Annotated in this window: 23 protein-coding genes and 1 tRNA gene; 20 read left to right on the top strand and 4 right to left on the bottom strand. The window is 61.0% G+C overall.

Translation table 11 applies throughout. From position 1 onward, the window contains the following. The first annotated feature begins 152 nt into the window (after positions 1–152). The 8 genes from P8L30_16530 (at position 153) to P8L30_16565 (ending at position 9123) form a co-directional block, all read left to right on the top strand. Positions 153–914, top strand: a complete 762-nt coding sequence (locus P8L30_16530; protein ID MDG2241811.1) for a hypothetical protein — start codon at positions 153–155, stop codon at positions 912–914. A 16-nt stretch (positions 915–930) separates the two neighbouring features. Beyond that, positions 931–2166 carry a hypothetical protein gene (locus P8L30_16535; protein MDG2241812.1) on the top strand — a complete coding sequence of 412 codons (1236 nt, stop codon included), beginning with the start codon at positions 931–933 and terminating at the stop codon, positions 2164–2166. A gap of 122 nt (positions 2167–2288) precedes the next feature. After that, on the top strand, positions 2289–4640 hold the full coding sequence (locus P8L30_16540; GenBank protein MDG2241813.1) for a glutamine--tRNA ligase/YqeY domain fusion protein: 2352 nt from the start codon (positions 2289–2291) through the stop codon (positions 4638–4640). Beyond that, positions 4640–6085, top strand: a complete 1446-nt coding sequence (gene gltX / locus P8L30_16545; GenBank protein MDG2241814.1) for a glutamate--tRNA ligase — start codon at positions 4640–4642, stop codon at positions 6083–6085. Before P8L30_16540 ends, gltX begins: the two co-directional genes overlap by 1 nt. A 77-nt stretch (positions 6086–6162) precedes the next feature. Further along, on the top strand, positions 6163–6864 hold the full coding sequence (lexA, locus tag P8L30_16550) for a transcriptional repressor LexA (protein MDG2241815.1): 702 nt from the start codon (positions 6163–6165) through the stop codon (positions 6862–6864). Between the two features lie 62 nt (positions 6865–6926). Then, positions 6927–7382: a tRNA adenosine(34) deaminase TadA gene (gene tadA, locus P8L30_16555; GenBank protein ID MDG2241816.1), complete on the top strand. Its 456-nt coding sequence runs from the start codon at positions 6927–6929 to the stop codon at positions 7380–7382. Continuing rightward, the gene (locus P8L30_16560; protein ID MDG2241817.1) at positions 7379–8722 is read left to right on the top strand and encodes a family 10 glycosylhydrolase; all 1344 of its coding nucleotides are present in this window, start codon (positions 7379–7381) and stop codon (positions 8720–8722) included. The genes tadA and P8L30_16560 overlap by 4 nt, the downstream gene beginning before the upstream one ends. Further along, positions 8719–9123 carry a hypothetical protein gene (locus tag P8L30_16565; GenBank protein MDG2241818.1) on the top strand — a complete coding sequence of 135 codons (405 nt, stop codon included), beginning with the start codon at positions 8719–8721 and terminating at the stop codon, positions 9121–9123. Before P8L30_16560 ends, P8L30_16565 begins: the two co-directional genes overlap by 4 nt. Here the strand turns inward: P8L30_16565 and P8L30_16570 are convergent. Beyond that, positions 9120–11030 carry a Na+/H+ antiporter NhaC family protein gene (locus P8L30_16570; GenBank protein MDG2241819.1) on the bottom strand — a complete coding sequence of 637 codons (1911 nt, stop codon included), beginning with the start codon at positions 11028–11030 and terminating at the stop codon, positions 9120–9122. The two genes, P8L30_16565 and P8L30_16570, sit on opposite strands and share 4 nt — an antisense overlap. 175 nt (positions 11031–11205) lie before the next feature. On the opposite strand from P8L30_16570, the gene pyrR reads away from it, so the two are divergent. Genes pyrR through P8L30_16585 form a run of 3 tightly spaced genes read left to right on the top strand, consistent with a single transcriptional unit; the run spans position 11206 to position 14014 of the window. Then, positions 11206–11766, top strand: a complete 561-nt coding sequence (gene pyrR, locus P8L30_16575; protein ID MDG2241820.1) for a bifunctional pyr operon transcriptional regulator/uracil phosphoribosyltransferase PyrR — start codon at positions 11206–11208, stop codon at positions 11764–11766. Continuing rightward, positions 11763–12734, top strand: coding sequence for an aspartate carbamoyltransferase catalytic subunit (locus P8L30_16580; GenBank protein MDG2241821.1), 972 nt, complete (start codon positions 11763–11765; stop codon positions 12732–12734). The genes pyrR and P8L30_16580 overlap by 4 nt, the downstream gene beginning before the upstream one ends. Continuing rightward, entirely contained in the window at positions 12731–14014 is a 1284-nt protein-coding gene (locus P8L30_16585; protein MDG2241822.1) for a dihydroorotase, read from the top strand. The genes P8L30_16580 and P8L30_16585 overlap by 4 nt, the downstream gene beginning before the upstream one ends. A 74-nt stretch (positions 14015–14088) precedes the next feature. On the opposite strand, the gene rpsT is transcribed toward P8L30_16585, so the two are convergent. Beyond that, the gene (gene rpsT / locus P8L30_16590) at positions 14089–14340 is read right to left on the bottom strand and encodes a 30S ribosomal protein S20 (protein ID MDG2241823.1); all 252 of its coding nucleotides are present in this window, start codon (positions 14338–14340) and stop codon (positions 14089–14091) included. A gap of 101 nt (positions 14341–14441) precedes the next feature. Between rpsT and P8L30_16595 the strand changes: the two genes are divergently transcribed. From P8L30_16595 to upp, 6 genes are all read left to right on the top strand, one after another. Further along, the gene (locus tag P8L30_16595; GenBank protein MDG2241824.1) at positions 14442–15095 is read left to right on the top strand and encodes a site-2 protease family protein; all 654 of its coding nucleotides are present in this window, start codon (positions 14442–14444) and stop codon (positions 15093–15095) included. A gap of 4 nt (positions 15096–15099) precedes the next feature. Further along, the gene (locus P8L30_16600) at positions 15100–15942 is read left to right on the top strand and encodes a segregation/condensation protein A (GenBank protein ID MDG2241825.1); all 843 of its coding nucleotides are present in this window, start codon (positions 15100–15102) and stop codon (positions 15940–15942) included. Further along, the gene (gene scpB, locus P8L30_16605) at positions 15939–16754 is read left to right on the top strand and encodes an SMC-Scp complex subunit ScpB (GenBank protein ID MDG2241826.1); all 816 of its coding nucleotides are present in this window, start codon (positions 15939–15941) and stop codon (positions 16752–16754) included. The genes P8L30_16600 and scpB overlap by 4 nt, the downstream gene beginning before the upstream one ends. A gap of 8 nt (positions 16755–16762) precedes the next feature. Continuing rightward, positions 16763–17491 (top strand): pseudouridine synthase, encoded by a 729-nt coding sequence (locus P8L30_16610; protein ID MDG2241827.1) that lies wholly within the window; start codon positions 16763–16765, stop codon positions 17489–17491. Positions 17492–17661: 170 nt separating this feature from the next. After that, positions 17662–17889, top strand: coding sequence for a hypothetical protein (locus P8L30_16615; GenBank protein ID MDG2241828.1), 228 nt, complete (start codon positions 17662–17664; stop codon positions 17887–17889). A 2-nt stretch (positions 17890–17891) separates the two neighbouring features. Further along, positions 17892–18530, top strand: coding sequence for a uracil phosphoribosyltransferase (upp, locus tag P8L30_16620; protein MDG2241829.1), 639 nt, complete (start codon positions 17892–17894; stop codon positions 18528–18530). A 13-nt stretch (positions 18531–18543) separates the two neighbouring features. Here upp and P8L30_16625 read toward each other — a convergent pair whose 3' ends face one another. Then, positions 18544–20001, bottom strand: coding sequence for a TrkH family potassium uptake protein (locus P8L30_16625; protein MDG2241830.1), 1458 nt, complete (start codon positions 19999–20001; stop codon positions 18544–18546). After that, positions 20001–21344 (bottom strand): Trk system potassium transporter TrkA, encoded by a 1344-nt coding sequence (trkA, locus tag P8L30_16630; GenBank protein ID MDG2241831.1) that lies wholly within the window; start codon positions 21342–21344, stop codon positions 20001–20003. Before trkA ends, P8L30_16625 begins: the two co-directional genes overlap by 1 nt. 133 nt (positions 21345–21477) lie before the next feature. On the opposite strand from trkA, the gene P8L30_16635 reads away from it, so the two are divergent. The 3 genes from P8L30_16635 to P8L30_16645 all read left to right on the top strand — a co-directional run. Continuing rightward, positions 21478–21551 (top strand) — tRNA-Ile (locus P8L30_16635). 134 nt (positions 21552–21685) lie between these two features. Beyond that, positions 21686–21841: a hypothetical protein gene (locus P8L30_16640; GenBank protein MDG2241832.1), complete on the top strand. Its 156-nt coding sequence runs from the start codon at positions 21686–21688 to the stop codon at positions 21839–21841. Beyond that, on the top strand, positions 21838–22349 hold a 512-nt coding region (locus P8L30_16645), incomplete at its 3' end, for a GDSL-type esterase/lipase family protein (GenBank protein MDG2241833.1). The genes P8L30_16640 and P8L30_16645, both read left to right, overlap by 4 nt.

The following is a 22349-nucleotide window of genomic DNA, read 5'->3' on the forward strand; positions in this document are numbered from 1 at the left end:
GCGGGGACGTAGATGTACCCTCGGGTGGATCACACCGCTCTCCGGGGGAGCACAGGCCGCTAAAATAAAGGGGTTTCTGGGGCCACATGTTTGGCACAAGCCTTGCTTTTAGTCCTATTGCGGGAACATGGTGTTGCACACGGAGAGACGACATGATTCGGAAGCACGTTCGAGGGACTCGCGCGATCTTGGGGGCTGTGGCTGCTTTGGTGGCCGCGCCTGCTGCAGTTGTGGCCCAGTCCGGTGGGGAGGGATTCCTCTTCAATCAGCCGCGTGTCACTGTGAGCATACGGAGCGGCTACGCGTTACCACGTGCCGGAAGCGACATCTACGACCACACAATTTCGCAGCTCACGATTGATCGTGGTGACTTCGCAAGCGGCTACTTCGGTGGTGAAATCGCGGCCCGGCTGACGAATCGTCTCGATCTCGCACTCGGCGCAGGTTACTCCAGCTCCTCAACGCAATCTGAGTTCCGCGATTGGGTAGACGGGGACGACCTGCCCATTGAGCAGACGACGGACCTGTCGACGACAGCCCTTACGCTCAGCGCCAAGTACTACCTGACGAATCGTGGACGGTCTGTGGGGCGCTTCGCCTGGATCCCCACCAAGTTCAATGCTTTTGTGGGTGCCGGGGTAGGAATCACGAACTTCGACTTCTTACAGCGCGGGGACTGGGTCGATTTCGAGACCTTTGACGTCTTCAACACCAAGTACCGCTCAAACGGTGCTACGGGGTCGACGCACGCGTTCGCGGGTCTCGACATGTCTCTGACTAAGAACCTTTTCCTTACGGGAGAGGGTAGATATAGCTGGGCAAAAGGTGACCTCGATCGGTACCATTTCGAGGGGTTTGAGAAGATGGATCTTTCCGGTTTGCAACTGTCGATCGGCATTTCGGCCCGCTTCTAGGGTGAGGAAGAGAAAGATGAACAACGGATACGGACGCAGGTCATGGGTAACGGCTCTTGCCGTGGCACTCTCGCTCGCCTCTACGGTCGCTGCGGCGGCCCAGGAAACGGACGGCCGGTGGACTGCCTTCTATGGATGTTGGGAGCCGGTGGATGAGACCGTGGATCGTGGAGTTCTGTGTGTCCGTCCTGAAGCGGGCGGCGTCGAGCTCTACACGGTTGTCGACGGCATCATCACCACCAGCGATGCAATCGTCGCGGACGGCGGACGCAACGAAACAAGCGTTGAAGGTTGCGAGGGCTGGGAGTCAGCGACTTTCTCGGACGACGGGCGCCGCGTATTCACGTCTTCCGAGTTCGTATGCGGCGAGGAAACGCCACGTTCGGCCACCGGGGTGATGTCACTCGTTGCTCCGACGCGCTGGATCGATGTCCGCTCGGTGGACGTTGATGGCGAGAAGGTCGCCTGGGTCCAGCACTACCAGTTGGTCGGCCCGGAACGGTTGGCTGAAGAAGGAATTGAGGACATCACGGCTGATATTGGGATGGCTGTGCGCACGGCCAGGATGGCCGCTTCGGGGTCAATCGGGATCAACGATGTGGAAGAGGCCACCGTCTTGATGGACGCAAAAGCCGTCGAAACGTGGATTGCGGAGCGCGGCGAGCGCTTCGACATCGACGCGGACGAGCTTATCCGTATGGCCGACGCAGGAATACCTGAGAATGTGATCGATGTCGTCGTTGCCGTGTCGTACCCAGAGACCTTTACAGTCAACGGTGGCTCGGAAATGCAAGAACGACCCACGGCACGCGGTGCCCGAGCTGGTGTCTTCGGGGACGCGTATGGACTCGGAATTCGCACGGGCGGTCGCGGCTACGGGGTCCGGTCCGCCTTCTGGGACCCGTTCTACTACGGGTATAGCCCTTACCGGTCCTCGATGGGGTACGGGTACGGGAATAGCTACGGCTACGGGAACGGCTACGGCTCATACGGAATGCCCTACGGCGGCTATTACTACAGGCCGATTACGGTGGTCGTCGAGCCGAGGACGCCGGAAAACCGGGCTCGTGTCGTTAACGGCCGCGGTTATTCGCGGCCTGGTGGAGGTAGCAGTGCCGGCGCGGGTTCGTCGCCCAGATCGGGTGCCAGTTCTTCACCGCCTCGTAGTTCAGGGGGGGCGACGGGTGCTGCCTCGAGTGGTGGGTCCAGCACCGCGAAGCCGCGCACCGCGAAGCCACGGGGCGGTCGTTAGATCAGCACCACTTCGTTGAACGAGAAGGGCCCGAGGCGAAATGCCTCGGGCCCTTCTGTCGTTCTGCTTGAGCCACTGCTACCGCTCCACTGAGACTGGCCCATGTGCTAGTTTCTCACCCCATGGACGAGACCAAGGGCGCGAGCCCAAACACCGACTTTATCCGCCAGATTGTGGCGTCCGACCTCGAGAAGGGGCGTTATGACGAAGTCGTCACGCGTTTCCCGCCCGAGCCGAACGGCTACCTGCATCTGGGTCATGTGAAAGCGATCTGCGTGAGCTTCGGGATCGCCGAGGACTTCGGCGGCCGATGCCACCTTCGCTACGACGACACGAACCCGGAGAAAGAGAGTGAGGAGTTCGCGCTCTCGATGCAGGAAGACATCCGCTGGCTGGGCTTCGACTGGGGGGAGCACCTCTACTACGGCTCGGACTACTTCGAACAGATGTATGACTTCGCGGTGGTGCTCATCAACAAAGGGCTCGCATACGTCGATTCCCAGGACGCCGAGGAGATCCGAGAGCACCGTGGGACCGTGACCGAGGCTGGCGTGCACAGCCCGTTCAGAGATCGTTCGGTCGAGGACAATCTCGATCTCTTCGGCCGAATGCGTGCAGGGGAGTTCGGGGATGGGGCCCATGTCCTGCGCGCCAAAATCGACATGGGCTCGTCCAACATGATCATGCGTGACCCGATCCTTTATAGGATCCGGCACGCGCATCATTTCAGGCAGGGCGACGATTGGTGCATCTACCCGCTGTACGACTATGCTCACTGCTTGGAAGACGCCATCGAGGGAGTGACCCACTCTCTTTGCACTATGGAGTTCGAACTCAACAGGACTCTGTATGACTGGGTGCTCGAGAATGTCGGGTTCGAAGAGCCCCGTCCGCACCAGTATGAGTTCGCCCCTCTCGTGGTCGAACATGCGGTGCTGTCCAAGCGGCAGATCGCTCCATTAGTCAACGATGGGGTCGTAAGCGGTTGGGACGATCCCCGACTGTCTACGTTGCGGGGGTTCAGACGTCGCGGAGTGCCGCCTGAAGCCATGCGCAACTTCGTGAACATGGTTGGCATTGCGCGGACCGAGTCGACCATCGACGTCGCGAAGTTCGACTTCTCCGTGCGGGAGGTCCTTAACCAGACGTCTCCGCGTGTGATGGCGGTCCTAGATCCACTGAAGATTGTCCTCACGAATTACGCCTCGGGCGAAGTCGAGTGGCTCGACGCTCCGTACTTCCCGCACGATATACCGCTCGAGGGTACCCGCCAGGTGCCTTTCACACGTGAACTCTACATTGAGCGTTCCGACTTCTCCGAGGATCCGCCGAAGGGTTATCGGCGACTCATCCCGGGTGCGGAAGTACGCCTCCGGTACGGATATGTGGTGCGCTGCGACGAGGTCGTCCGAGATGACGACGGCCGGGTGAGCGAGCTGCACTGTAGTTACGACCCGGAGACGCGTGGCGGAAACACACCCGATGGGCGAAAGGTGAAGGGAACGATCCAATGGGTCTCCGCGTCCGAGGGTCTGGAGGCTGAAGTCAGATTGTACGATCGCCTCTTTCTGGACGCCGACGAGGTAGAAGGTGGAGACGACGAGCCGGATCTTCTCGCGCTCGTGAATCCGGCTTCGCTCACCAGGGTCGAAGGTGCCTGGATCGAGCCGTCTGTTGTGAACGACGACCGAGATGTTCGCTACCAGTTCGAGCGGACGGGGTACTTCTGGCGCGACCCTGTCGACGGCGCCGGGGATGCGCTCGTGTTCAATAGAATCGTGACGCTGAAGGACACGTGGAGCAGGAAGTCCGCGGAGAAACTTCAGGGTCAGCCTGTTGAGCCCAAGAGACCCAAGAAGGTAGCCAGCCAAGGGACGGCGCCGGGGGATCGGCCCGTCGTAAGCGAGGGGCGCTCTGAGGCTCGTGATGCGGATCCGGAACTGGCTGCTCGCTTCGAACGGTATCAGAGTGCAATGGGCCTCAGCGTCGAGCATGCGGACCTGCTGACACGGTTGCTGACTACGTCTGATTTTTTCGAGGCGGCGGTCAGTGTTCAGGCCTCGCCGGTGGACCTCGCGGCCTGGATGGCGACCGATCTCCGTGGCCTTCTAGGAGACCGAAGCCTTACGGACCTGACGTTTGGTGGGGAGGGGCTCGGCGCCCTAGTGGCGCTCGTGGAGTCCGGGCGTCTGACCCGGCGCGCCGCGAAGGACGTACTCGCTCGAATGGTCTTGGACGGGGGTGACCCCGAGTCGCTCATGACCGAGATGGGCCTTGAAGTCATGGGCGTTGGCGACGCATTGGGTGCCGCCGTCGACGAAGTCCTCGGCCGGTGGCCGGACAAGGTCGACGCGTATCGCGCGGGCAACAAGAATTTGCTTGGGATGTTCGTTGGGCAGGTGATGAAGGCTACCGGTGGTGCCGCGGACCCGCATGCGGTCCGATCATTCCTATCTGAGAGGCTGGACAGCTGATGACCCGGGTTCGTTTTGCTCCGTCCCCGACGGGGTACCTCCATGTGGGCGGCGCGCGCACTGCGATCTTCAATTGGCTCCTGGCGCGCAAGGAAGGTGGTGTGTTTGTGCTCCGGATCGAGGATACCGACCGCGAGCGCTCTAAGGACGAACACACCCAGCGGATCCTGGATGGACTGGGCTGGCTGGGCATCGATTGGGACGAAGGTCCGTTGTTTCAAAGTGAAGGAGCGGACCGTCACCGGGCAGATGCGCTGCGGTTGTTGGAAGAGGGGAAGGCCTACCGGGACTTCTCAGATCCTGCGGCGGTGCGAGCCGAGGCAGAGGTGCGAAAGTGGCACCCCAGTCGGGTCGCTCGAGAATACGCCTTCGAGATGAGCGCAGATCAGGTAGCGGCGAAGATCGACGCAGGTGACTCCTTCGCAATTCGATTCCTCGTGCCTGACGGAGAGACGCTCTTCACGGACATGGTCCACGGCGAGATGCGCTTCGGTAACGAGGACATCGACGACCTCGTGATCCTGCGAGCAGACGGTACCCCTGTGTACAACATGGCAGTGGTGTCCGACGATGCGGACGCGGAGATCACGCATGTCATTCGTGGCGACGACCACCTCTCGAATACACCCAAACAGGTACTCCTTTGCCGCGCGTTGGGGTTGCCCGAGCCTGCCTTCGGTCATGTCCCAATGATCCTAGGATCGGATGGGAAGCGACTTTCGAAGCGGCACGGAGCGACAGCCGTGGGGGACTATGCCGCAGAGGGCGTCCTCCCCGAGGCGATGCTCAACTTCCTCACCCTCCTAGGATGGAGTCCGGGGGACGATCGGGAGTTCATGGATCGAGCGGAACTCGTCGAGGCGTTCACTATGGAACGCGTGCTCAAAGCGAGCTCCGTCTTCGACCAGGACAAGCTCGCTTGGATGAACGGGCGTCACCTTGCGGCCAAGCCGGCGGCGGAGTTGGTGGCTGCGGTGCGCGAGAAACTGGAAGAGCAGGGCGACTTGGATTCCTCTCGCCTGGCCGACAGCGATTGGATGGCCGGCGCGGTCGAGGTGCACATCACTCGGTCTCGCACCGTGGACGATCTGGCGTCCCAACTCACGCCCTTTGTGGTCACCTCACTCGACTTCGACGAGAAAGCCGTCGTGAAACATTGGGAGAAGGACCCGTCTGCGGCTTTGCAGCGATTGCAGGCTGTCTTGGACCTGCTCGAGTCCGTCGATTGGGAACATCAGGCGCTCGACGACGGCCTCAGGGGATTGGCGGAGAGCCTTGGAGTTGGCTTAGGAAAGGTGATTCATCCGCTCCGAGTGGCGGTGACTGGCCGCATGTCCAGTGCCGGTATTTTCGACGTCTTGATGCTTCTGGGGCGAGATCGCGCACTGTCTCGCGTACGTGCTGGAATCGAGTCGGTGATGGCTTTGAAGAAAAAGGTTTCTTGACACTGTTCCGACGCGCACATTAGGATAGTCGCCCCGGCAGAATCCGGGCGGAATCACTGCTCTTATAGGACTTCACGTTGGCCCGTTCTAACACAACGACGGAGCACCAAACTCCGACCACGGGTCGGAGGGTCGAGCCGCTCAATGAGATTGAGGAGAAGATCCTCGATTTCATGGTTCAGTACCTGCGCGCGAACACGTATCAGCCTTCGATCCGCGAGATCGGGGAGCGGTTTGGTATCAAGAGCACCAAGACTGTCTCCGAGCAGCTGCAGGCGCTCGCGGACAAGGGTTTCCTAGAACGAGATCCGTCGCGGTCACGCGGCGTGAAGATCTTGGACGTGGACTTGAGTGATCAGACCGTGTCGGTGCCCTGCCTTGACGCGCTTCCTGAGACCTCCGGTGCTGTTCCTTCTGAAGACGCCGAGGTGCACCTCTCCATCGATCGTCGAATGGGCGTTGAGGAGGGCTGCTTCATGGTGAAGGCCGGAGCCAGCGACTTGGCCGTACTCGGAATCACCGAAGGTGATTTCGTCATCGTGTCGCCTGCCGACATCGAGTCGATTGACGACGGGGCCATCGTAGTTGCGAAGGTTGGCACGGCATCCGCCTATCATCGGTTCACGCGGAACGGAAAAGGTGTCTGCCTCGAGTCGCTCAAGCCGGGTGGTGAGCAGACTCTCGTGGAGGACGCTGCAGACGTCGGACTCATTGGACGCGTAACTGCGTCCTATCGCCGCATGGATGAAGCTTCCGCGGTCAATCTGACCCAGCACTAAGCCATAGCTGCATGATGGCTGCAGGGCCGTCGAGTCCCGAATCTTCCTTGGAGCCTGGTTCCGTGGATCCCGTCGACGAACTTTGGATGAGGCGTGCTCTTGAACTCGCCGAAGTCGCGGCCGACCAGGGTGAGGTCCCAGTCGGAGCGGTGCTCGTCCGCGATGGGGAGATGGTGGCTGAGGGGCACAATCTCACTGTGACCACATCCGACCCGACGGCCCATGCGGAAGTGGTGGTCCTCCGTGCGGCCGCGCGCGAGCAGGGCGATTGGAGGCTCCTCGAGACCACCTTGTACGTGTCGCTCGAGCCCTGTTCGATGTGTGCGGGTGCGATCGTTCTGGCTCGTGTGCCCCGGGTCGTATATGCGGCTGCGGATCCGAAGGCGGGTATGGCTGGGTCGCTGGGCAACCTTCTTCAAGATCCGCGCCTCAACCACCGGTGTGAGTTGAAGACTGGCGTCTTGGCACAGGAAGCCGGAGATCTCCTTCGAAACTTCTTTCGAGAGCGCCGCAAATGAGGGCGACCCGGGCGATTCCGCTCGCTCTCTTCGTGGCCGGTTGTGCTGTGGTGGCGTCTCCCAGACCCTCGTCTCCCAGACCCTCGTCGCCACCGTCCGAGCCCGTTACCGATTTACCCACGCGCCAGGTAACGCCGATCTCAGGCCCGGAGGTGCCGACAGGGCAGCCGGCCCGGCCGTTCGAAGAGGTTAGAGCGCTGTGGGTTGTCCGTTCTACGATGACGAGCGCAGCCGAAGTGACTGCGATGGTAGAGCAGGCGGATCAGGCGGGTTTTAATACCGTCCTGGTCCAGGTCCGCGGACGGGCGGACGCCTTCTATTCGTCTAGCTGGGAGCCGCGAGGAGAGACCATCACTGAAGCGGATGGGTTCGACCCGTTGGCCCTCACGATCGATCTGGCTCATGCGCGCGGAATAGCGGTTCACGCTTGGGTGAATACACATTTGGTGTGGGGAGGTGCGGGCCCCGCCCCGCGGGATTCGCGCCACATCGTGCGCGCCCATCCCGAGTGGTTGGCGGTACCGAGGGCGCTCTCAGTAGAGCTGTTCGACGTCAGCCCCTGGGACCCCATCTTCGTCGAGAGACTCCGGAAGTACGCGGCGGACAACTCCGGTACGGTGGAGGGCGTTTATACCAGCCCGTCGGACGCACGGGTGAAGGAACGCGTGCGGTCGGTCTGGCTGGACTTGGCTTCTCGGTACGACCTGGATGGCATCCACTTTGACTACATCCGGTTTCCGTCTGGGGACTTCGACTACTCGCGTGGCGCCCTGGAACGTTTCCGCCGTTGGGTTACTCCCCGGTTGTCACCGGGACTCCGCGCTGAGCTGGCCGCAGCGCACGCAGGAGACCCTCTAGCTTACGTGGACGCGCTTTCCGAGCCCTGGGCCGAGTTCCGCCGCAAGCACGTTACAGAGCTTGTACGTTGGGTCTACCACGGAATCAAAGCGCGACGACCGGAGTTGGTGGTTTCAGCGGCTGTGTTCTCGAACCAGGAAGACGCCTTCCGTAACCGATATCAGGATTGGCCCGCTTGGCTTGAGGAGGGGATTCTCGATGTCGCGGTGCCAATGGCGTACACGACGGACGATGATCGCTTTAGAGCCCAGATCCGCGAGGGAGTCGCCGTGGCTGGAAAGGGCCGACTTTGGGCAGGTGTGGGAGCATATCTGAATTCCCATGCGGGTACGCTCACCAAGATCGACATCGCTCGGGAAGAGGCGACCGCCGGTGTGGTGCTCTTCTCGTACGACTGGGCCGTGGGTGATGGATATGACGGGCAGGGGCCCACGCTGTTGGAAGTCGTGGGGCGCACCAAGTTCGGAGGAGGCAGACCGTGAATCCTAAGATCCTTTTTCCACTAGCTGCCGCCATCTACGGAGTTACGGGGGTGGGTCTTCTTTTCGTGCCTCTGGAACTCGGGCCCTTCTTGGGTCTCTCCTCCCTAGCCGCGAACGAGGTCCCGCTGCAAATGGCCTCGGCGGGGTTGATCGGTTTCGCCGCTCTGAACTGGATGGGCCGGGGTGCCATATACGGCGGCATCTACGGTCGACCGATTGCCGTGGCGAATTTCGGATTCGGGGCCGTCCTCGCGCCCACGCTCATACAGTACCAGATGAGCGGACAGGGCCAGCCCTTGGGGTGGGCGCTCAGCGTGCTCCTAACGGGGCTGTGGGTGGCGTACGGTGCCTTGCTTTGGTCGAAGCCATGGTTTCCAAAGGAGACCGCCGGCGAGTCCTAGGACTCCCGTGACACGCGCTCGCCCTTGAAGTGCAGCAAGGCGAAGAGGACAGAAACGCCGAGCAGTAGTGCCGCCCAAGCCGGGAGTCCGTATGCGGTTCCGATGTTGCCCAACAGCATCCCCACCATGGCCACAATGAGCGCGTAGGGCATTTGCGTCCGCACATGGTCCATGTGGTCACAGGCCGACGCTGTAGAGGAAAGGACGGTTGTGTCGGAGATCGGCGAGCAGTGATCCCCGAAGATCGCCCCGGCGAGTACCGATGCAGTGGCGCCCAACAGAATGGCCACTTCCGGCCCCCCCGGAAGCACTGCCGCCCCACCAAGAGCGATCGTCAGTGGGACAACCAACGGCACCATGATGGCCATGGTCCCCCAGGAAGTGCCGGTGGCGAAAGCCATTGCCGCGGACGTGATGAACACGATCACAGGGATGAGTTGGAGAGCGACCCGGTCCGAGAGCAATTGTGAGAGGAACTGTGCTGTGCCGACCTCTTCCGTAGCGGCACCGAGGGACCAGGCGAGCGTCAAGATGACCATGGCGATCATCATGGCCTTCATCCCGCCGAGCCAGGAGTCGAGGGACTCCTGCATGGTGAGGAGGCCCTGTCCTACGGACATCGCGATCGCGACCAGGCAGCCTGCGAGCGAGCCCCAAAGGAGCGTGGCGAAGGGATCTGCCGCGCCGAACACGTCCATGAGGTTGGCGTCGGGCCCCTCGCTGGCTCGCCCATCGGTATAAAGGCCGACCAAGACCACGAGGATTACGGTTAGGACGGGGACCGCTGCATTCCACCATCTATGCTCAACGTTCTCCTTCGCATCCATCAGATGGGACGAAGTGTCCGTGGCAAGGGTCGCACCCTCTCGATACAGACCTTTCCCCGCAGCGGCGCGTTTCTCTGCTGCGGCCATGGGGCCGAAGTCCTTGTCCATCGCCGACGTCATGATGACGAAGGTCACCGCAAGAAGTGGGTAGAAGAGGAAGGGGATCGTCTGCAAGAAGATCGCAAACGGATTGGCAGCGAGGAGTATTTCAGCGTTGGCCGGGTTTTGCTCCGCCGCGATGCGGAGGCCGTCGCCGATCAGTGTGATCTCGTATCCGACCCAAGTGGAGATCGGGACGAGGGCCGCAACCGGGGCCGCTGTGGAATCGACAATGTAGGCCAACTTTTCACGAGAGATCTTCAGGCGGTCCGTGATCGGCCGCATCGTATTCCCGACAATGAGCGTGTTGGCGTAGTCGTCGAAGAAGATCGCCATGCCAGCCGCCCATGTGGCGAGTTTTCCGCGCCGACTCGTGTTGGCGAATGGGGTCACTGCCTCGACAATGCCCATAGTCCCCCCATTCCTGGCAATGATGCCGACCATGCCGCCAAGTAATAGCGAGAATACGGCGATCGACATGTGGGCGGAGTCCGCCAACGCTGGGACAACGAACGTGTCGATCAGCCGCCAGGTCGCAGTGATTGGGTTGAACCCCGCGACGGCGAGCGCAGCAAACCAGACCCCTGCGAAGAGCGCTGTGATGACCTCGCGGAAGAGTAGAGCCAGCACGATCGCGATGATCGGGGGCATAAGAGAGTACCAAGGAGACGTCACCGTCGCCGGCATCTCGTGGGTTGTATCCCCGATCATCACGGTGAGGGGCAGGTCGGCTTTGGATGTGACGAGGAGATCATCAACGACGATCGAGCCGTAGGCGGGTACCGCCCCCACGGACATCACTGCGCCCGCAGCATTACGGATTTCGTAGGCCACGGCTCCCGTTCCGGGGCCAGCAAGCAGCGTCATCTGAAAGGGGATCCCCTTCAATAGCACCGTGGGCGGTTCCGAGATCTCCTGCGCTCCCGATGCGAGCGGCAAGAAAAGGAGGCTGAGCAGAACGGCTGGCAGCGTGCGACGCATGGGCAGTGGCAAGGTTAAGGGCTCAGAGGGCCTGCGCGGCCCGAATCAATGGCGGCAATCATGGGGACTGCGACGGGATGATGACAGGGCTTGCTGGATTGTCGAGTGGGGTCGTTGACCGGGAGGCGTTGAAGGCCGAACTTAGCGCGGCTGACACGCCCCGTACCGACAGGGTATGACCGAGAAGAACCGCATTCACGTGATGGACGAGGCTGACGTCCGCAGGGCGATTGGCCGTATGGCCCGTGAAATTGTGGAGAAGAATGGCGGTACGGAAGCCCTCACGCTCATGGGCATTCATCGGCGCGGCGTCCACGTCAGTGAGTTGCTCAGGGAAGAGATCCAGCGCGCCGAGGGTGTGTCGATCTCCTCGGGATCGCTCGACATCACCCTGTACCGCGACGACCTCATGGTGATCGGTCCAAGGCCGGTCATCGGTGAGACCAAACTCCCGCCCGAGGGCGTCGACGACAGGAATATCGTGATTGTCGATGACGTCCTGTACACGGGTCGGACAACTCGAGCAGCGCTCAACGAATTGACGGACTGGGGTAGGCCGAGTCGCATCAGCCTATGTGTGGTCGTTGATCGTGGCGGGCGGGAACTGCCCATCCAGCCCGACATCGTGGGGCGGGAAGTCCCGGTCCTGCGCAATCAGCGTGTCGAAGTGCTCGTTCCGGAGTTGGACGACCGCCTCGGCGTCGAGATCATCCACCTGGAATCGGAGGAAGCGTGAATCCGTCGGTCTCTCCTCTCGGAAAAGACCTCGTCGGCCTCGAATCCCTTTCTCGCGAGCAGATCCTCTCGATTCTCGACACGGCCGAACCGTTCAAAGAAATCTCTGAACGCCGCATCAAGAAGGTCCCTGTGCTACGGGGTAAGACGATCGTCAATCTCTTCTTCGAGGCGTCTACCCGGACTCGAGTGTCGTTCGAATTTGCAGAGAAGCGGCTCAGTGCGGATACGGTCAATATCGCCTCGAGCGGCTCCTCGGTCGTCAAGGGTGAAACGTTGGTCGACACGGCTCGGAATCTCGAGGCCATGCGGATCGACATGGTCGTTATGCGACATGGCGCTTCGGGGGCAGCCCGCTTTCTCGGCGAGCGCATTCCGTCCAACGTCATCAATGCGGGTGATGGACAGCATGAGCACCCTACGCAGGGATTGCTCGATCTTCTGACCATACGAGACCACAAAGGCCCGATCGACGGCCTGAAGGTGTGCATCGTCGGAGACGTACTACACTCGCGTGTGGCTCGGTCGAATATCCACGGACTGATGAAGCTCGGCGCCGAAGTGGCGGTCTGCGGGCCACCGACACTGTTGCCGTATGAGATCGCGGGCTTAGGCGTGAAGGTCTTCACACGGGTGGAGGAGGCGATTGAGTGGGCCGACGTACTCAACATCCTCCGGCTTCAGTTGGAGCGTATGCAAGGCGGGTACGTGCCGAGTCTCCGGGAATACAACCGGATCTGGGGCGTCACCAGCGCGCGACTACAACTAGCGCCTCGAGAGATACTGATCTTGCACCCAGGTCCGATGAATCGCGGGGTTGAGATCGATTCGGATGTGGCGGACGGTCCCCACTCCGTAATTCTGAACCAGGTCACCAACGGCGTTGCCGTGCGGATGGCCGTACTCTACCTGCTCGCTGGCGGCCAGCCTGAGAGCGCCGAAGCGGCGAAACAGGGAGGTGACTCGTGAGCGGTACCACGCTCTTGAAGGGAGGCCGCGTCCTCGATCCAAGACAGGATATGGACGGGACGCTTGATGTTCTCCTCAAGGACGGACTGATCGTGTCCGTGGGGGACGCCATAAGTGCCTCAGAGGACGCCCGCACAATCGATTGTACGGGCCTCCTCGTGACACCAGGGCTTATCGACGTGCATGTGCACCTTCGCGAGCCTGGGGGGGAACACAAAGAGACGATCGCCACAGGAGCGCGATCGGCGGCGGCAGGAGGCTTCACGGCCGTGTGCGCGATGCCGAACACGGATCCACCGCTCGACGACCCGGCATCCGTGGGTTGGGTTCTAGCCGAAGGGAAGCGCGCGGGCGCCGCCCGGGTCTACCCGACGGGTTGTATCTCGGTCGACCGAGCCGGGGAGCGCCTCGCTCCGGTCGGAGAGATGATCGACGCGGGTGCAGTCGCGATCACGGACGACGGCTCACCGATCATGAAGTCGGGGCTCATGCGGCTCGCGTTGGAATACGCGCAGTCGTTTGGGATTCCCGTCGCCGATCACCCGGAAGACCTGAGCCTGTCTCCGGCAGGGCAGATGAACGAAGGCCTCATGTCCACACGAATGGGACTTGTCGGCAAGCCCAACGCCTCCGAAGACATCCACATCATTCGCGATCTCCTCCTCGCGGAGCTTACAGGGGGGCACATCCATCTTCAGCACGTCTCCACACGCTGGGGTGTTGACGCGATCCGTCAGGCGAAGGCCCGTGGTGTACATGTGACGGCAGAAGCATCGCCGCATCACCTCGTGCTGACCGACGAAGCCGTGGAGGGTTACCGGACCGAGGCCAAGATGAACCCGCCCCTCAGGACGGCGGAGGACGTCGAGGCCGTGCGTGCCGGGTTGGCGGACGGTTCATTAGACCACATCGCGACCGACCATGCTCCGCATCATTACGACGAGAAGGAGGCCCCGTTCGCTGAGGCTCCGAATGGCATCGTTGGGCTAGAAACCGCGGTAGGGATCATCCTGACGCGCGTCGTGGACGAGGGTGTCATCGATCTTCCTACGATGATCGAGCGGATGAGCTGTCACCCTGCGAAGACGTTCAACCTTCCAGGTGGAACACTCGCCCCGGGTGGGGTCGCCGACGTGTCGGTCCTCGATCTGAGCGCTGAGTGGACGGTGGACGCCTCCAGCTTTGTCTCAAAAAGTCGCAATACGCCGTTCGATGGCTGGGCGCTCAAGGGCGGCCCTGCATATACGATCGTCGGGGGCCGGATCGTCTGGGAACGCTGATCGGGTAGGGGTATAAGAAAAGGACCCGGGCGGCAGTTGCCACCCGGGTCCTCTTTCGTTCCCGAAGGGGGTCGTTAGAGCGAACCCACGTGTCGTGTGAGTTGCCCTTTCACCCGAGCCACCCGATTGGGGTGGAACAGGCGTCGCGTCGCAGCGCGATCGAGAAGCGCGACGGCTTCACGAAGGTTGGCCTGACCCTCTTCAGCGTTCGGGGCTTGGCGGACCCTCTTGATGACCGTGCGGATCTTACGGCGCTCAGCTCGGTTCCTTAACCGGGCTGCTGCACTCAGTACCATCCGCTTTTTGGCGCTCTTGATGTTCGGCATGCGTCCCTCGGGGCGCTGTGATTCGTTTACTTACGAGCCCACAAATCTAGAAACGACAGCCAGTGGGATCAACAGGTGGAGTGAGGTTAAGTTATCAACCTATGGAAGCCATTCTCCTTATTGTTGTTCTCATCTTTTCCGTCGTTGTGCATGAGGTCGCTCACGCATGGCAGGCGCGTAGAGAAGGGGACTTTACCGCAGACCGCCTCGGGCGCATCACGCTCAATCCGATCCCCCACCTCGACGTGATGGGGTCGGTCTTGGTGCCCATGCTCCTGCACTTTAGTGGAAGCGGATTCTTGTTCGGGTGGGCAAAGCCGGTTCCGGTGGATCCTCGGAATTACCGGGATCCGGTATGGGGTGACATTCGAGTTTCGATGGCCGGCATTGTGTCGAACCTCGTCCTTGCGGTGTTGGCGACGATCGCCTCGGGTGTGGTAGTAAAGATCAATGCCACGGTAGGGCCTCTGGGTGGGTTGACTGACCTCCTGGGACAAGCTGCGTTCTACGGGATTCTTATCAACCTGGTCCTGGCCTTCTTCAACCTGATTCCGTTGCCGCCCCTGGATGGTTCGCACGTTGTTGCTCACTTGCTTCCCGAGGCCGCGGCACTGCGCTACCGTCAAGCCGGCCGGTACGGTATTCCGGTCCTAATGGCACTCTTTTTCTTTGCTCCGGGAGCGTTTCGTTACCTGATGTGGCCGGTGACTTTTTTTCTAGGCTTGGCGGACTCGTTCATTCGTTTGTGGATGTGACCAGGTGAATCTTGCCGTTCTTGAGGGTAAGGCCGAACGAGGGGATTTCTTCCTCGTCGAGTTCGATCGGTTTCAGGGGCCGCTCGACCTGCTTCTTCATCTCATTCGGTCTCAGGATATCGATATTTTCGATATCCCGATCTCGACGATCACGAAGCAGTTCTTGCGGGCTATCAAGGATCTGGAAGTCAGTGATCTCGACGGCGCCGGCGAATTTTTGGAGATGGCTGCCACCCTCATCCGTATCAAAGCGCAGATGCTCCTGCCGCGGCCGATGGACGAAGAGGACGAGGATCCACGTGCCGAACTCGTCCGGCGTCTCCTCGAGCACGAGCAGATTCGGGAGATCTCGCAGCGAATGAGGGTGGCTGAGGCGGATCGGGCCAGGAGATTCGGGAAGGGTTTTATTCCTCCCCGCCCGAAGGCGGCGAAGACGGACCTGCCCCTGGAGACCAGCTGGGATGAGGTCTTTGCTACGGCGCTTCTCGTCGAGATGCCGACGCCGGAACGCGTGCACCAGATTTCGCACCGAAGTACCGTCTCCATGCAGGAGAAGGTCGTGCTCATCTTGGATACCCTGAAGGACAACTCCCGAGTCGAGTTCAACAAGCTCGTGTTTGGTTTCCAGGACAAGATGCACGGCGTCATGACCTTCTTGGCAGGGCTTGAATTGACTCGGCGCCGGGTGCTTTTCTTGCGCCAGACACGGCCCTTCCAAGAACTATGGATGTACCGGCGAAACGACGAGGCTCAAGAAGAGCCGTTCCCTGAGGAACTCGCCGACGATTTCGGGGCTCCCGACGAGCCCTCCACTGAACTCGAGCCCGAAGAAGGAGTCGACGCTTGAACGCTTCACAGATTGTGGAAGCTGTCCTCTTCGCTTCCGACGCTCCGCTTACCCCTGACGAGATTGCTCGCGCGGACTCTCAGCTGGACGAAGACCTGGTCGAGACCGCTCTGAAGGAGTTGCGGGCGGAGTACGACGATGCTCAGCGCGCCTTCGAGCTCACGGAGGTGGCGGAAGGGTACCAGATCCTGACGCGATCGGAATTCGCGCCGTACTTGGAACGATTCGACAACGTCCCTCGCTCGACGCGTCTGTCCGGACCTTCGATCGAGACGTTGGCAATCATCGCGTATCGACAGCCATTGGGTCGCCTTGAGATCGAGTACATCCGTGGAGTTGGTGCGTCAGGCGTCATTCGTACACTGCAGGACCGAAACTTGATCGACATTGTCGGCCGTTCAGAAGGGCTGGGACGTCCGCTTCTCTACGGGACGACAACTCACTTCCTCGAACATTTTGGATTCCGTTCTCTGGAAGACCTGCCGCGGCCGGAAGAGCTCCCGATCATCCTTCGCGACCGACTGCCCTTGGGCACCGATGGTGAGGACGCCGAGGAAGAGGCACAGGTCACCCTGGCGTTGGGTGAAAGTGAAGAGGGTGATGCCGAGGAAGGCCTCGCCCAGGGCGCGGGTGCCGATGCGGAAGGCGAAGCCGTCGTTGAGGCTGGAGATGCCGAAACGGCGGCCGCTGTCGACGCGGACGTCGAAGAGTCGTCCGAGGGTGAAGAAGAGTCAGCTGACGTCGAAGAGCCGGTAATCGACGAAGAGCCCGACGACGAAGAGGCCACTAGTGCCCCCGACGCCTCTTACTGAGTCGGCGGGTGACTGAAGAGATCCGGGTTCAGAAGTATCTTTCTAGGGCCGGTCGTGCATCTCGGCGAGAGGCCGAGCGTCTCATGGCGGCCGGACGCGTCTCCGTAAACGGGGAAGTGACTACCGAACTCGGTACTCGAGTGGTCGCGGGAAGGGACGTGGTCGCTGTGGATGGGGTCGTGGTTGAAATCCAAGCCAAGAAATGGATCGCGTTTCATAAGCCGGTCGGGGTGCTTACGACGCGAAGCGACCCACACGGAGGGAGGACGATCTACGATGTCCTTCCCGATGAGTTCTCCGCGCTGCGCTATGTGGGGCGCTTGGACCGTCCGACAGAAGGTCTTCTCCTCCTCACGAACGACGGAGATGCCGCCAACGGCTTGCTGCACCCCGGTCGTGAGGTCGAGAGGGAGTATTCAGTCGTGGTTGCGGGTGTGATGGACGAGGCCGCAGTGAACCGACTCCGGCGTGGCGTGGAGCTCGACGACGGTCCGGCTCGCCCAAAATCGGTCCGAGTTGTGGAGCGAGGTGAGTTGGATACGACGTTGGCGCTGGTGCTCACGGAAGGCCGGAAGCGGGAAGTCCGCCGCATGTTGTTGGCCGTAAATTTCGGCGTCCAACGTTTGGTGAGAACGAGGTTCGGACGCGTGCGGTTGGAGCGCCTCGCCAGTGGTGAGTGGCGTAAGTTGAGTGCGTTTGAAATCGAGAGCCTACTGGACTTGTCCAGTCTAAAATAGAGCGCACAGGTCGATGGATCTTCGAGACAAGATCGTTCTGACTCTGGGGAGTGCCGGACTGATGGAACTCGCGGTCACCCGGCCCGTGATGGAAGATCGCCCCGAGCGAAGCGTGCTCGGCTCGCTTCGTAAGGAACAGTCGGGCGCACGTCGGCGTCGGGGAGAACGGCTTGCTCAGATTTCCGGATTTCGAAGCCTTGACCGCGCTCGGGCTCATGGAGTTCGTCACGCCTGACGTGATCGCAGAGAACGTGGTCCGCGAGAGGTTTTCGCCCCCAATAGGTAAGACCACGCTCGACTCGGCGACCAACGGAGACTTTGCCGGGAGGATCCAGTCGGGTAGACTCGGGGCGTGGATCTTCCGCTACGAGGACAAAGGCGAACGCATCAAGAGGTGACCATGTCCGAGCTGCCTAACCTGACCGTCGTAGACCACCCGCTCATTCGGCATAAGCTCGGCCTGCTGCGCTCTGTCGATACCCCGGTGAAACTGTTCCGGGAGCTTGTGGACGAGATTTCGACGTTGATGGCGTATGAAGCCACACGAGACCTCGCAGAAGAACCCACAGACGTTCAGACCCCGCTCGAGCAGATGGTCGGGTCTCGCCTAGCCGGGGGAAAGTTGGTAATCGTGCCGGTACTTAGGGCAGGATTAGGCATGGTGGAGGGAGTTCTGAGGCTCCTCCCGAGTGCCCGCGTGGGTCACGTGGGGATGGCCCGCGACGAGGAGTCGCTTCAGCCCGACGAGTACTACTTCAAGATCCCGGAACATCCCGAAGAGCGCCGCTTCCTCGTGGTCGATCCCATGCTCGCCACAGGCGGCTCCGCTGCTGCGGCGATCGATGGACTCAAGCGCCGAGGAGTGAGGAAAATCACGCTCATGTGCTTGGTCGCGGCTCCTGAAGGAGTGCGTGCCTTGCTGGAGGCCCATCCTGATGTGTCGATCTTCGCGGCGGCGCTCGATCGGAAGCTAAACGAACTCGGGTACATCGTCCCTGGCTTGGGCGATGCTGGGGACCGGCTCTACGGGACCAAGTAGAACTCGACGACCGCTAGTGGAAGGACTTTCGTGACTTCCACATTTCCGGGTGGAACAGAAGTAAGACCGTGTAGATCTCAAGCCGTCCGACCAGCATGAAGAACGACAGGACTCCAAGGGCCGGCCCGGACATCCACCCGTAGTTGTCAGTTGCCCCGACACCTCCGAATCCAGGGCCGACGTTGCCAACCGTTGCGATACTGGCGCTCAGAGCCGTCACCAGGTCCATGCCCATGAAGCCGAGGACGATCGCTCCGAGCAGGCAGAGTAGGAGATACAGGATCACGAATCCCGTCACATTCGCGAGGACGTCCTGCTTGACTGCCTTGGTCCCCACTCGAGTCAACAAAATCGCTTTCGGATGAAGATGACGGCGGATTTCATTCGCGGTCTGCTTGAGGAGAAGCATGACACGAATCGTCTTGATGCCACCCCCGGTCGAGCCGGCCATACCGCCCACGAAGAAGAGCGCGAACAGCGTCAGCTGAGCGCCGGGTACCCAGACCTCGTAATCAGCACTCACGAAGCCGGTCGTCGTGATGATCGCAGTCGCCTGAAAGAGCGCATCCCGAATGGCGAGCTCGGCGCCCGAATATGCGCCCGACGTGAAGTTCACCACGGCGATCGCCGCCGCCGACAACACGACGATGTACGTGTAGAAGCGCCACTCCTGATCCTTGAAGTAGATCGGACGACCTGTGGCGGCGCGAAAATGGAGCGAGAAATTCACGCCGGCCAGGTACATGAAGATGATCGTTACCCAATGGATGTAACTTGAGTCGAACCCCGCGATCGAAGCATTCTTGGTACTGAAGCCGCCCGTCGCGAGTGTCGTGAAGCTGTGATTTACGGCGTCGAAGAGGGACATGCCGCCGAGTAGATAGAGCCCGGTCTCCGCCACCGTCAGTCCGACGTAGACCAGCCAAAGCAGTTTCGCCGTTTGTGTGATGCGCGGGCGTAGGCGCTCGGGCGTGGGACCCGGCACCTCCGCCTTGAAGAGCTGCATGCCCCCGACACCGAGGTATGGGAGCACCGCAATCACGAGCACAATGATCCCCATTCCGCCCAACCATTGCGTGAGCGACCGCCAGAACAGGATGCCGTGTGGCAATGCTTCGATTTCGGTGAAGACGGTGGCACCCGTCGTTGTGAACCCGGACATCGCCTCGAAGAAGGCGGCAACCGGTGACTCCAACGCGCCCGTAAGGAGGTAAGGAAGGGCCCCGGACGCCGCCGTCGCGGCCCAGGCCAGTGTCACGATTGCGAAGCCTTCCCGCGCCGTAACGGCACCCTCAAACATGGTGACGCGGTATACCGCACCACTCACGAAGAAGGTGAGGACGGCCGCGAACAGGATGCCTTGGAAGTCCCCGTCGCCGTATATGAAGGCCACACCGGCCGCGAGCATCATGGACAGGGCAACGAAGACCTGAAGAAGCCCGATGACGTTGATTACGCGTGAGAGGGACATCAGTCGAAGAGCTGCTCGACCTCGGAGACCGCAGCCGGCAGGGTGAAGACGATGACGTCGTCACCGGGCAAAATTTGGTCGTCACCCCGCGGGATGATGATGTCATCTCCTCGAATGATCGTCCCGATCACGGCGTCCTTGGGGAAGTGGACCTCCTTCAAGGTTTTTCCCGCGATCATGGAGTCCTCGTCCACCGCGAATTCAATGGCCTCGGCGTCCGTGCCCGTCAGTCCGCCGACCGTCACGACTCGTCCGCGCCGCACATACCGCAGGATGGCGTTGACGGTCGACATTCGCGGCGAGACTGAAGCGTCGACACCTACTTTCGGTACGAGCCTCAGATACTCGAACTTGTGAACGAGGCTCACCACCTTCTGAGCGCCTGCCGTCTTGGCCAGCAGGCTCGACAGAAGGTTTGTCTCGTCGTAATTGGTGGCGGCAACGAAGCCATCGATGCCTGCCACGCCCTCCATTTCCAGAAGCTCGAGGTCGGTCGCGTCCCCGTGGAGCACGAGCGCCCGGGGCAGTTGTTCCGCGAGTTCGAGACATCGGCGGCGATCTCGGTCCAGAATCGTGCATTCGATTCCGTGCTCTTGGAGGATCTCCGCGAGGTAGGCGCCCTCTCTGCTACCCCCTGCGATCATGACCCGCCGAAGCTCTGAATGTTTGTAGCCAGCCAGCGGCGCGATGTCTTGAATTTCGGCCGTAGGGGAGAGGATGTAGAGCTGGTCCCCCGCTTCGATTTGTGAGTCGGCTCGGGGGATACGCGTCTTGCCGTCTCGCTCGATGGCTACTGTGGCGTAATGATGGCCGTGCAAACTATCGGTGAGTTCTGCCATACTCTTGCCGACCACAGGCGCGCCGTCATTGATTCTGAGCCCCACGAGTTGAACCCGACCGTCGGCGAAAGGCACTACGTCTGTGGCGATCTCGCTTCGCAGAAGGTCGAATGTCTCTCGGGCGCACTCCCGCTCTGGGTTGATCATGAGGTCGATCCCCATTTGCTCTTGAGAGAGCACAGAGCCTTGGCCGTAATACTCGGGGTTTGAGATCCGGGCGACCGCGACCTGAACGCCAAGGCGCTTGGCGGCCATAGACGCGATGAGATTTACTTCGTCTTTGCTGGTGACGGACAACAGCATTAATGCGTCTTTGATGCCGGCTTCTTCTAATACCGGCAAGGAGGCGCCATTCCCAACAACTGTGAGCACATCGAGTTGCTGCGAAGCGAATTCCGCTCGTTCAGGATCCGACTCGATCAGGACGACGTCCTGATTTTCTTCGGACAGGCGCTTGGCGAGGTGGAATCCCACTTGGCCCGCACCCAACACGAGCACTTTCATAGGGCGCTCTCATGTGCACGCATTTGCGCTATCCGGAACGGATGGCGCTGGTGAATGAAGCTAGCGAGCCCTAGCCGAAGATCCAGTGATGGGGCCTGCCGCTCGGCGCTGCTGAGTGTATCTTTCGCGCCGCGGGCCCGTAGCTCAGTTGGTTAGAGCAGCCGACTCATAATCGGTAGGTCCCAGGTTCAAGTCCTGGCGGGCCCACTTACGAGTGGGGCGAGCGCCGCGGCGGTCACCCGCTGCGGCGCTCGCAGCAGCCCCGAGATCAGGCGGTCCCAGACGATGAGATCGGTGACCTAATGCTCAGATTCATCCAGGGGCACGAGTAGACCCACCCTGTGGAGCGCGATATTTATCGAGTGATTGCTACTGACACGGAAGGCATAAGATGGGAGCGCTACACGCTCGTCATCTGGCCGGCCGTGCGGCAGAATCGCGAGACGTTCGGTAGCCTCTTTTCCGGACTTCACCCATCGCATGCGGAGGCGGGATGAGATTGCCCATGTTTTTTGCGACTGTTGCCTGCTTGTCCGCTACTGCACCGCTGGCCGGGCAGGCAGAAGACTGGGGGTCGCTGACACGGTACCGCGAGGCAAATGAGCAGCTCGGTCTCCCCTTGGCCGGTGAGGACCGGGTCGTGTTCTACGGCAATTCCATCACAGACGCGTGGGCATCGCACTTCGCTCAGATGTTTCCTGGCAAACCTTACGTAGGCCGAGGCATTAGCGGGCAGACGACGCCACAGATGTTGGTGCGATTTCGCCAGGATGTGATCGCGTTGGAGCCCGCGGTTGTGGTTATCCTGGCAGGAACCAACGATATCGCTGGGAACACGGGTCCGTCGACACAGGCCATGATCCAAGACAACCTCGCCTCAATGGTGGAACTAGCCCGAGCGAACGCGATCAACGTGGTACTTAGCTCAGTCCTTCCAGCGTCTGATTACCGTTGGCGACCCGGCTTGGAGCCGGGCCCAAAGATCGTCGCGCTCAACGAATGGAT

Source organism: Longimicrobiales bacterium, assembly GCA_029245345.1.
Classification (GTDB): Bacteria; Gemmatimonadota; Gemmatimonadetes; order Longimicrobiales; family Gaopeijiaceae; genus CALFPJ01.